The following is a 10544-nucleotide window of genomic DNA, read 5'->3' on the forward strand; positions in this document are numbered from 1 at the left end:
CGCGGCCGTCGCAGGCTGCCGCCCGACGCGGCCCGTCGCCTGGTCGCACTCCTCGCGGGCTGAGGCGCGACGCCCGGCCGCCGGTGCGCGCCGGCCGGGTCCGGACGGGCTCATCCCCGCACGACCTCGGCGATCGCCGCGCCCAGCTCGGCGGTCGTCGCGGTGCCGCCCAGATCCGGGGTGACGGTCGCGCCGCCCCGCCCGACGACCTCCTCGACCGCGGCCAGCACGGCCGCCGCGGCCTCGTGCTCGCCGAGGTGCTCCAGCATCATCGACCCGCACCAGATCTGGCCGACCGGGTTCGCGACCCCCTTCCCGGCGATGTCCGGTGCGGACCCGTGCACCGGCTCGAACAGGCTCGGGAACTCCCGCTCCGGGTTGATGTTCGCGCTCGGCGCGATGCCGATCGTCCCGGTGCAGGCCGGCCCGAGGTCGGACAGGATGTCGCCGAACAGGTTGCTGGCGACCACGACGTCGAACCGCTCCGGGCTCATCACGAACCGCGCCGCCAGGATGTCGATGTGGGAGGAGTCGACGTCGACGTCGGGGTACTGCGCCGCCATCGCCGCGACCCGCTCGTCCCAGTACGGCATGGTGATCGCGATGCCGTTGGACTTCGTCGCCGAGGTCAGGTGCCGGTTCGGGTGCCGCCGCGCGAGCTCGAAGGCGTAGCGCAGGATCCGGTCGACGCCGGTGCGCGTCATGACGGTCTCCTGGATCACGATCTCGCGGTCGGTGCCGGAGAACATCCGCCCGCCCACCGACGAGTACTCGCCCTCGGTGTTCTCCCGGACGATCAGCATGTCGACGTCGCCGGGGGACCGGCCGGCCAGCGGCGACGCGACGCCGGGCAGCAGCCGGGCCGGGCGCAGGTTGACGTACTGGTCGAAGCGGCGGCGGAACTGCAGCAGGCTGCCCCACAGCGACACGTGGTCGGGCAGCACCTCGGGCCACCCGACGGCGCCGAAGAACAGCGCGTCGAAGCCGCGCAGCTGCTCGAACCAGTCCTCGGGCAGCATCGTGCCGTGCTCGAGCCAGTGGTCGGCGCTGGCGAAGCCGAACTCGGTGAACTCCAGCCCGATCCCGAACCGCTCCGCGGCCGCGGCCAGCACGCGGACGCCCTCCGGGACGACCTCCTTGCCGATCCCGTCGCCCGGGATGACGGCGATGCGGTGCGCGGTCATGTCGTGTCCTCCTCGACTCGGTTGCTTCTATCCTGATCGGCGAACCGGACGCGGTGAACCGTCGCCCGGGCCGGACAGTCTTTCCGCTGAGGAAAGGAGCGGGTGTGGAACTGCCCGAGTTCGACGACCTGCGCTTCTTCGCCGGGGTCGCCGCCGCGGGCACGCTGACCGAGGTGGCGCGCCACTGGGGTGTGTCGGTGTCGGCGGTCAGCAAGCGGCTCGCCCGCCTGGAACGGCGCCTGGGCGTGCGCCTGGTCAACCGGTCCACCCGGCGTCTCACCCTGACCGACGAGGGCCGCCGCTACGCCGAGGGCGCCCGCGACGTGCTGGGCCGGATCGACGACCTGGAGGACGAGATCGGCCGGCGTCGCTCGGGGCTGCACGGGCGGATCGCGGTGCACTCGTCGATGGGGTTCGGCCGGGCGCACGTCGCGCCGCTGCTCGGCACGTTCGAGGCGGCCAACCCGGACCTGCGCATCGACCTGGAGCTGTCGCACCTGCCGGTCGCCGTCGGCGGCTCCGGCTACGACTTCGCGGTGCGCGTCGGACCGCTGCCCGACTCGCGGCTGCACGCCCGGGTTCTGCACCGCAACCGGCGCGTGGTGTGCGCGGCGCCGTCGTACGTGGGCCGCCGCGGCGCCCCGCGCACCCCCGCCGACCTGGCCGGACACGACTGCATCGTGATCCGGGAGAACGACACCGCCTACGCCCACTGGCGTTTCGGGACCGACGCCGACGCCGCCGGGGTCCGCGTGACGGGCGCGATGACCTGCAACGACGGCGAGGTCGCGACGGCGTGGTGCCGGGCCGGCCGCGGTCTGGTGATGCGCTCGCTGTGGCAGGTCGCGCCACTGCTCGCGTCGGGGGAGCTGGTGCAGGTGCTGGCGGACATCCCGACCCCGTCGGCGGACCTGCTGGCGGTGCACGGGGCGGACCCGCCCCGGCGGGTGCGCGCGGTGCTCGACCACCTCGTCGACGGGCTGGCGGAGCGGCTGCCGGTCAGGCCGGTTCCCGTTCCCGCCGCCGCGTCCACGGCCAGGTGATCACCGCCCACCCCACCGCGACCAGCACGAACTCGACGACCAGGTAGACCGGCCACGGGCCCAGCAGGTCCAGCGCGGACGCGTTGCTCGGCTTGTGGGCGAGGAAGCCGTAGTTGGTGCCCGCGGCGAGGTTGAACGGCAGCACCACCGTCGCCCAGGCGATCGTGGCCGCCAGCGTCACGGCCATCCCGCGCCAGGTCGGCCGCACCCCGGCGCCCCAGGTCAGGTACACCGCGGCCCAGGTCACCAGCAGGTGCAGCGCCCAGAAGTGCAGGAACGCGACGTGCGGGAAGTCGGGGGAGTCGGTGGCCGGGGTGAGCAGCGCCTGCGGGGTCAGCGTGAGACCCCAGTAGTACAGCGGCGCGCACGCCCACCAGCGCCGTGTCCACAGGGCGACCGCGGCGGTGACCCAGGACAGGTCCGAGAGCTGCAGCGGCAGCGAGATGTGCACGTCGAAGGTCTGCGGGGTCAGCAGCCGCAGCTGCAGCGGCACCAGCAGCACGACGACCACGACGGCGAACGCCCGCGAGACGCCCGGCTCGGCAGGGGTGCCGCGCAGCCGTCGTCCCAGGGCCACCAGCGCGACGGCGCCGAGGACCCCGACGGTCAGCGCGGCCCAGTGGGTCGCGCCGTAGGGCACGAAGACGCCGGTGTCTCCCATCGCCCGATCATGACGGACCGGGCAGCGCCGCGAGCAACCGCCACAGCGGGCGCTGCACCGCGTCGGGGATCCCGGCGAGGGAGAAGTCCAGGTCGTGGGCGACGTTGAGTCGCGCGAGGCGGCGCAGCGGCGGCAGCCGCCCGGCCGACGCCAGGATCCGGAACTGCTCCTCCAGGGGCCCGGCGGGGGTCTCGACGGTGCGCACACGCACCGGGCCGTCGCCCCCGTTGCCGAACGAGTGTGTGACGCCGGGCGGCACCACAATCCCGTCGCCGGGGTGCAGCAGGCTCGTCCAGCCCCCGGCCCGTACCCGCAGGACGCCCTCGAGCACGGTGAACGACTCGGTGGCGCCCCGGTGCCGGTGCGGCGGGGGACCGGCCACCCCGGGCGGTACGACGGCCTCGAACTCGAAGGCCGGGGCGCCGCTGTGCAGCACGTCGATCGTCTCGCCGGACGGCATCTCGATGCGGCTCACGGCGGCCTCCCGGCTCAGGCGCCGGCGGTCCCGGCGGCCTCGGCGTCGTCGTCGGTGTCGTTCTTCTTCTTCTTCTTCCGCTTCGGCACCAGGTGCGCCACGGCGACGATCACCGCGCCGACCACGACCCCGAGGATCGCCGAGCCGACGGTGTTGGTGAGCCAGCCCAGGAACCCGCCCAGCGCACCGGTCGCGTCGGCGACGGCCACCTCCAGATGGTGCACCAGGTCGTAGATCGGGGAGAAGCCCAGCTCATCCATCCCGACGAGCAGGATGTGCCCGCCGACCCACAGCATCGCCGCGACGCCGACGACCGACAGCGTCGTCAGCACGATCGGCATGGCCTTCACCAGCCCGCGCCCGAACGACGCGACGGGGCCGGAGCCGCGCTTCGCCAGGGCCAGGCCGGCGTCGTCCATCTTCACGATGAGCGCGACCGCGCCGTAGACGAGCGCGGTGATCGCGACGGCGACGACGGCCAGGATGATCGCCCGGGACACGATGCCCTCGGCCGCCACCTCGTTCAGCGCGATGACCATGATCTCGGCCGAGAGGATGAAGTCGGTGCGCACGGCGCCGGAGACGACGGTCCGCTCGTGTTCGGCCGGGTCGGTGGCGACCTTCTCGTCGCGCTCCTCGGGATGCTCGGAGTGCCCGGAGAAGTACTCCCAGAGCTTCTCCGCGCCCTCGTAGGCCAGGTAGCAGCCGCCGACCATCAGGATCGGTGTCAGCAGCCACGGCGCGAACTGGGAGAGGATCAGCGCGACCGGCAGGATGAACACGATCTTGTTGATCAGCGAGCCCCTGGCGATCCGCCAGATGATCGACAGTTCGCGTTCGGGCTTGAGCCCCTGCACGTAGCGGGGGGTGACCGCGGCGTCGTCGACGACCACACCCGCGGCCTTGGCCCCCGCGCGCCCGGCCGCGCCGGCGACGTCGTCGAGGGAGGCCGTCGTCAGGCGCACCAGCGCCGCGACGTCGTCGAGCAGGGCGAACAGTCCGCTCACCGGGTCACCGTCCGTTGCATGGCCGAATCCGTGCGCACGCGCGGAGCCTACGGGGAGAGCGGGACGAACGGGACCGAACCCGCCCGATCGCGGGGCTTGACCATGCCGCGACGGCACGGTGTCGACTGGGCCCATGGCAGAGGACACGACCACCGCCGCGCCGACCGCGACGACCGCAGGCCCGGACACCGTGGACCCGTCGGACCCGGTCGCCGGCTTCTCCGCGCTGCGCGAGGTGGCCGCGGCCGTCGAGATCCCGCTGGAGGTGCCCGGGCGGCCGACCCAACAGGGGCTGATGGTGACCCGGCACGCCGAGGTCCGCGCGATGCTCACCGACGACCGCTTCCGGCACGACGCCGCCGCGGTGCCGGAGGCGGAGAACTTCCTGCGCAACGCCCAGACCGGCCTGATCGGGCTGCCCGAGGACCTCGACCTGCTCCGCCGTCCGATGCTGGGCCGCGACGGCGAGGACCACGCGCGGCTGCGCCGGCTGGTGTCGCGGGCGTTCACGGTGCGCCGGGTGAACGGGCTGCGCCCCCGCGTCGGGGCGATCGTCGACGGCCTGCTCGACGACGTCGCTGCGGCCGGTGCCGACGGCACCCCGGTCGACCTGGTGGAGGCGCTGGCCTACCCGGTGCCGATCGCGGTCATCTGCGAGCTCGTCGGCGTGCCGGAGGGCGACCGGGACCGCTGGCGGGAGTTCGCCCGGCTGCTGATCCAGCCCGACCCCGCGCGGATGCCCGACGCCGCCCGGGGGATGGTCGCCCACGTCCGGGACCTGATCGAGGCCCGTCGCCGGGAGCCGGCCGGCGACCTGCTGTCCGGGCTGGTCGCGGCGCACGACGAGGACGGCGACCGGCTCTCGGAGCAGGAGCTCGTCGACATGACGGTGAACCTGACCGTCGCCGGGTTCGAGACGACCGCGCACGTGCTGGCCAAGGGCACCCTCGCACTGCTCAGCCGCCCGGGCGAGCTCGCCGCGCTGCGGGCGGACCCGCAGCTGTGGCCGACGGCGGTGCACGAGCTGGTCCGCACCTGCGGCCCGATCCCGGCCGGGGCCCCGCGCTACGCGGCCGAGGACACCGAGATCGCCGGGACACCGGTGCCCGCCGGGACCGCGGTGCTGCCCGGCCTGCTGCCGGCGAACTTCGACCCACGCGTCGTCGACCGGCCCGACGAGCTGGACGTGCGCCGCGACCCCGGACGCGGCGAGGGGCACCTCGGGTTCGGGCACGGCGCGCACTACTGCCTCGGCGCCGCGCTGGCCCGCCAGGAGGTCGAGGTCGTGCTGTCGGCGCTGGTCACGCGCTTCCCGGGGCTCCGGCTCGCCGAACCGGCGGACGGCCCGTCGCGGCTGGGGTTCGAGCGGCTGCCCGCCCTGCCCGTCCACGTCGACCGCCCGCCGGAAGGCTGACGCTCAGCGCGCCGCGCGGGTCTCGTAGAGCCGGCGCGACCACAGCAGGCTCCCGACGGTGATCACCACGCACCAGCCGACGGCGAGCGCGGCGTCGGTGCCGGGCCCGGCCCCGCTGCCGGACCCGGCACCGAGCAGCCCGCGCAGGGTGTCGATGACCGGGGTGAACGGCTGGTACGCGGCGAACCAGCGCAGCCCGGCCGGCATCGAGTCCACCGGCACGAACCCGCTGCCCAGGAACGGCAGCAGCATCAGGAACATCGGGGTGTTGCTGGCCGTCTCCACACTGGCGGCGGCGAGCCCGAGGGCCACGGTCAGCCAGGTGAGGGCGACCGTGAGCAGCGCCAACATCCCGGCGACGCCCAGCCAGGCGAGCGGCCCGGCACCGCTGCGGAAGCCGAGCGCCAGCGCCACCCCGAGCACGACGACCAGACCGACCGCGGTCTGTACGAACGCGCCGACGACGTGCCCGGTGAGGACGCTGGACCGGGCGATCGCCATCGTCCGGAAGCGGGCGACGACGCCCTCGGTCATGTCGGTGGCGACCCCGATGGCGGTGCCCATCGCGACGCTCGCAACGGTCAGCAGCAGCACCGCGGGGGTGACGAAGGCCAGGTAGTCGCTGCGGTCACCGCCCAGCCCGGCGCCCATCGTGCCGCCCAGGACGACCACGAACAGCAGCAGGAACACCAGCGGCTGGGCGATCAGCATGATCGTCAGCGACGGGTAGCGGCGCAGGTGCCGGATGCGGCGGCGCAGCATCGTCACCGAGTCGGTGAGCAGGCTGGGACGGTCGAGGGCGGTGGTGTCCATGACGGCGGCGCTCATGACGCGGCCACCTCCGGGGTGCTCGGGTGGCCGGTGAGGGCCAGGAAGACGTCGTCGAGGTCGGGCGTGTGGGTGGTCAGCTCCTCGGGTTCCACCCCGGTCCCGGCGAGGCGGTCCAGCAGGTCCCGCAGGTCGCGGGCCCCGGCGGCGGGCAGCTGCAGCGTCACCGCGGCGGTGTCGGCGACGGCGGCGGGCAGCACGGTGCGGGCGGCGGCGAGGGCGTCGTCGTCGGCGAAGCGCAGGCGCACGTGCCCGCCGGGGACCCGGGCCTTGAGCTGCGCCGGGGTGCCGCGGGCGACGAGCCGGCCCCCGTCCAGGACGGCGACGTCGTCGGCGAGCTGGTCGGCCTCCTCCAGGTACTGGGTGGTCAGCAGCACGGTCACGCCGCGGCCGACGAGGTCGCGTACGGCGTCCCACAGGTCGCGGCGGCTGCGTGGGTCCAGCCCGGTGGTCGGCTCGTCGAGGAACAGCACGGCGGGGTCGGCGACGAGGGTCATGGCCAGGTCGAGGCGGCGGCGCATCCCGCCGGAGTACGTCCCGGCGCGCCGGTCCGCGGCGTCGGCGAGGCCGAAGCGGTCGAGCAGCTCCCGGGTGTGGGCGCGGCCGGCGTCGCGGGGCAGGTGGTGCAGGTCGGCCATCAGCCGCAGGTTCTCCGCACCGGTGAGCAGGCCGTCGACGGCCGAGAACTGGCCGGTCACCCCGATCGCGGCGCGGACGCCGTCGGGGTCGGTCGCCGGATCGCGCCCGGCGATGCGGATGCGTCCGGAGTCCGGTGGCAGCAGCGTGGACAGGATCCGGACCAGCGTCGTCTTGCCGGCGCCGTTCGGGCCGAGCAGCGCGAGCACCGTCCCGGCGGGGACGTCGAGGTCGATGCCGCGGAGCACGGCGTGGTCGCCGTAGGACTTGTGCACGGCGGCGACGGCGATCGCGGGCGGAGGTGTGGGCACGGTGGTTCCTCTCGTGGACGGGTTCATGGGTGGGATCGCGGCCGGCGGGGGTCAGGCGCGGCGGACGACGATGTCGCCCTCGCGGGACCGGGCGTGCACGGCGACGGTGTCGACGGCGTCGCCGTCCGGGGCCTCGCGCGGTGCGAGGTCGTTGCCGACCCGGCCGGAGGTGTCGAGGTCGAGCCAGGCGGCGCTGCCCTGCGCGACGCCGATCTCCAGCCGGCCGTGCGTGCTGGTCAGCGACACCTCGCCGCGGTGGACGCGGCCGAGCCGGACGTCGCCGTAGGCGGTGCGCACACGGGCGCCCGCGCCGAGCTCGTCGACGTCGACGGGGCCGTGCGTGCCGGTCAGCTCGGCGTCGCCGGTCAGCTCGTCGGCACGGATGCCGCCGTGCTTGCTGCTCAGCGTCGCGGTGCCGCCGATGCGGTGGATCTGCATGCCGCCGTGGTCGGAGCGGACCGTGGCGTCCCCGGTGACGGTTCCGCCGATCCGGACGTGACCGAAGCCGGTGCTCAGGTCGGCGGAGGCGGCGTCGTCGACGCGGACGTCGCCGAAGCGGGTGCGGGCCTCGCAGGCCCCGAGCGGGCCCTCGACGACGATCCCGCCGTAGGTGGTGGCGGCGGTCAGCGCCGACCCGGCGGGCAGGGCGATCCCGACCTCGATCGAGCGGCCGGGGGTGCGCGGGGTGAGCTTCTGCAGCAGCCCGAGCTGCGGGCCGGTGACGCGCAGCTCCCGCCCGGTCAGCTCGACCCGGACCCGGTCGGCGTGGGCGCGGTCGGCGTCGGAGCTGCGGACCTCGACGACGGTGTCGGTGCGGTCCGACGCGGTCACCCGTAGCTCGCCGATGGCGAGGTCGACGATCGCGGTGACGGGCTCGGGGGTGTCGTAGGTGGGCACGGGGCATCGCCTCCTCGGCGTCGCGGGGACGCCGTGAGTCAGGGGTGGGTGGCAGAGGTCGTGTGGCTCAGCCGAACCAGCCGACGCGGCCGCGGCGGGCGGCGTCGGGGCGGTCGGGCGCGGTGGCGGGGCGGTCCAGCGCGGCCGCGGCCACACGGGTCAGCCAGGTGTTCACGCTGAGGCCGTCCCGCCCGGCGGCCTCCTCGATCCGGGTCTTGAGCGTCTCCGGCGGCCGGAAGTTGATCCGGGCGACCGGCCCGGACTCGCCGTCGGCGCCCGCCGGTGGCGATGGCGCCACGGGTGGCGCCTCCGTCGTCGCCGGGGGTGCCGACGGCGGGGCCGACCCTGCGGTGACGACGAACTCGGGGTCGCTGCCGCGCAGCCGCACGTGCACCGACCCCGGTGCGAGCTCGAGGGTGATCTCGTCGGCCGCCGCGGCCAGCGCCTCGAGCAGGACCAAGCGGGTCGTCGACGTCAGGGGCGTGAGCAGCCGTTCCGCGGCCACCCGCGTGTCCTCGCCCGCGGCCTCGCCCAGTGCGGCGAACTCGGTGCGCAGGCGATCGACATATCCGTCCAACTCCATGGCGCAACTATGGCGCAGGATGGCGCCATCGTCAATTGTGTGGCGTCACGGAGGTCGGTCGGCGTTGCGGGCTTGACCCTGCCGCGACGGCACGGTGTCCGATGGACCGGACCTGCTGACGCCGTCGAGGGAGTACGTCGTGGACCGCACCACCTGCCCGGTCGCCGCCTTCGGGCGCCTGCGCGAACAGGGGCCCGTCGTCGCGATGCCGGAGTCGCCGATGGGCGCCGCGTCGCTCGTCACCCGGCACGACGACGTGCACGCCCTGCTCCTGGACCCGCGGTTCCGCAACGACCCCGCCGGGGTGCCCGGCGCCGGGGACGTCATGGGCACGCTCTTGACGGGGCTCGGGCTGCCGCCGGAGCTCGACCACCTCGGCCGGGGCCTGCTCGTCCGCGACGGCGCCGACCACGCCCGGCTGCGCCGGCTCGTCTCCCGGGCGTTCACCGTGCGCCGGGTCGCCGCGCTGCGCCCCCGCGTGGAGCAGCTCACCGCCGAGCTGCTCGACGACGTCGCTGCCACCGGTGCCGACGGCAGCCCGGTCGACCTGCTGCCCACGGTGTTCCGCGCGCTGCCGATCGCGGTGATCTGCGAGCTCGTCGGCGTCCCGGTGGAGCAGCGCGGGCTCTGGCGGGAGCTGGCCGCGCTGCTCGTCGCACCCGACCCGGAGCGGATGCCCGACGTGGCGCGGGCCGTCGTCGCACAGATCCACGAGCTCGTCGCGGCCCGGCGTGCCGACCCGCGCGACGACCTGGTCGACGTGCTCGTCGCGGTGCACGACGACGGCGACCGGCTCACCGCCGACGAGCTGGACGTCCTGCTGTTCGACCTGGTCGTCGCCGGGTTCGAGACGACCGCGCACGTGCTGTCCCGGGCGACGCTGGCCCTGCTGACCCGCCCCGACCAGCTCGCGACGCTGCGCGCCGAACCGTGGCGGTGGCCCACCGCGGTGCACGAGATCGTGCGGACCTGCGGCGCGGTCCCGGTGAGCACGCCCCGGTACGCGAGCACCGACGTCGTCGTCGGCGACACCCGGATCGCGGCGGGGGAGTCGGTGACGGCCGGGCTGGTCACCGCGAACTTCGACCCGCGTCGGCACGACCGGCCCGACGAGCTCGACGTGACCCGGGACCCGGGCCGCGGCGAGGGGCACCTCGGGTTCGGCCAGGGCGCCCACTACTGCCTGGGGGCCGCGCTGGCCCGTCAGGAGATCGAGGTGGCGCTGCACGCGCTGGTCGGGCGGTTCCCCGCGCTGCGGCTCGCCACACCGGCCGACGGGCCGTCGGACCTCGGGTTCGAGCGCCTCGGGTCGCTCGAGGTGCGGGTCGACGCGCCGTGACCGCCGGTGTTGCGCGACCACACCCGTGCTGCCGTCGTGCCCGGTTCCGGCCAGGATGACCGGTGTGACCCGTGACCCGCACCCCGCCCGTCTCCGTCGCGCCGGGACGGCGGCCGCGGCCGTCGCCCTGATGGTCGCCGCCGGCTGCGGCGCCGCCGCACCCGCG

Annotated in this window: 11 protein-coding genes; 3 read left to right on the top strand and 8 right to left on the bottom strand. The window is 75.0% G+C overall.

Going from position 1 to position 10544, the window contains the following annotated elements:
* Positions 1-110 precede the first annotated feature (110 nt).
* A complete protein-coding gene (locus NH602_RS22515; RefSeq protein ID WP_253068843.1) occupies positions 111-1184 on the bottom strand; it encodes a tartrate dehydrogenase in 1074 nt (357 codons plus the stop codon).
* Positions 1185-1288: 104 nt separating this feature from the next.
* Here NH602_RS22515 and NH602_RS22520 point away from each other — a divergent pair, with 104 nt between their 5' ends.
* Positions 1289-2227, top strand: a complete 939-nt coding sequence (locus tag NH602_RS22520; RefSeq protein WP_253068844.1) for a LysR family transcriptional regulator — start codon at positions 1289-1291, stop codon at positions 2225-2227.
* Here NH602_RS22520 and NH602_RS22525 read toward each other — a convergent pair.
* Genes NH602_RS22525 through NH602_RS22535 form a run of 3 tightly spaced genes read right to left on the bottom strand, consistent with a single transcriptional unit; the run spans position 2184 to position 4370 of the window.
* The gene (locus NH602_RS22525) at positions 2184-2888 is read right to left on the bottom strand and encodes a TIGR02206 family membrane protein (protein WP_179761161.1); all 705 of its coding nucleotides are present in this window, start codon (positions 2886-2888) and stop codon (positions 2184-2186) included. The two genes, NH602_RS22520 and NH602_RS22525, sit on opposite strands and share 44 nt — an antisense overlap.
* A gap of 7 nt (positions 2889-2895) precedes the next feature.
* Positions 2896-3363 (bottom strand): cupin domain-containing protein, encoded by a 468-nt coding sequence (locus NH602_RS22530; RefSeq protein WP_179761160.1) that lies wholly within the window; start codon positions 3361-3363, stop codon positions 2896-2898.
* Positions 3364-3377: 14 nt separating this feature from the next.
* On the bottom strand, positions 3378-4370 hold the full coding sequence (locus NH602_RS22535; protein ID WP_253068845.1) for a DUF808 domain-containing protein: 993 nt from the start codon (positions 4368-4370) through the stop codon (positions 3378-3380).
* Positions 4371-4503: 133 nt separating this feature from the next.
* Here NH602_RS22535 and NH602_RS22540 point away from each other — a divergent pair, with 133 nt between their 5' ends.
* Complete coding sequence (locus NH602_RS22540) at positions 4504-5784, top strand: cytochrome P450 (RefSeq protein ID WP_179761158.1); 1281 nt, start codon at positions 4504-4506, stop codon at positions 5782-5784.
* A gap of 3 nt (positions 5785-5787) precedes the next feature.
* Here the strand turns inward: NH602_RS22540 and NH602_RS22545 are convergent, their stop codons facing one another.
* The 4 genes from NH602_RS22545 to NH602_RS22560 form a co-directional block, all read right to left on the bottom strand.
* A complete protein-coding gene (locus tag NH602_RS22545; RefSeq protein ID WP_253068846.1) occupies positions 5788-6612 on the bottom strand; it encodes an ABC transporter permease in 825 nt (274 codons plus the stop codon).
* Positions 6609-7586 carry an ABC transporter ATP-binding protein gene (locus tag NH602_RS22550; protein WP_253068847.1) on the bottom strand — a complete coding sequence of 326 codons (978 nt, stop codon included), beginning with the start codon at positions 7584-7586 and terminating at the stop codon, positions 6609-6611. The genes NH602_RS22545 and NH602_RS22550 overlap by 4 nt, the downstream gene beginning before the upstream one ends.
* Before the next feature lie 24 nt (positions 7587-7610).
* Positions 7611-8456, bottom strand: a complete 846-nt coding sequence (locus tag NH602_RS22555; protein WP_073577516.1) for a DUF4097 family beta strand repeat-containing protein — start codon at positions 8454-8456, stop codon at positions 7611-7613.
* Positions 8457-8523: 67 nt separating this feature from the next.
* Entirely contained in the window at positions 8524-9039 is a 516-nt protein-coding gene (locus tag NH602_RS22560; protein ID WP_073577517.1) for a hypothetical protein, read from the bottom strand.
* Between the two features lie 139 nt (positions 9040-9178).
* On the opposite strand from NH602_RS22560, the gene NH602_RS32025 reads away from it, so the two are divergent.
* Complete coding sequence (locus NH602_RS32025) at positions 9179-10378, top strand: cytochrome P450 (RefSeq protein WP_253068848.1); 1200 nt, start codon at positions 9179-9181, stop codon at positions 10376-10378.
* Positions 10379-10544 lie beyond the last annotated feature (166 nt).

Origin of the sequence: Pseudonocardia sp. McavD-2-B (genome assembly GCF_024124365.1) — a bacterium.
GTDB classification, from domain to species: domain Bacteria; phylum Actinomycetota; class Actinomycetes; order Mycobacteriales; family Pseudonocardiaceae; genus Pseudonocardia; species Pseudonocardia alni.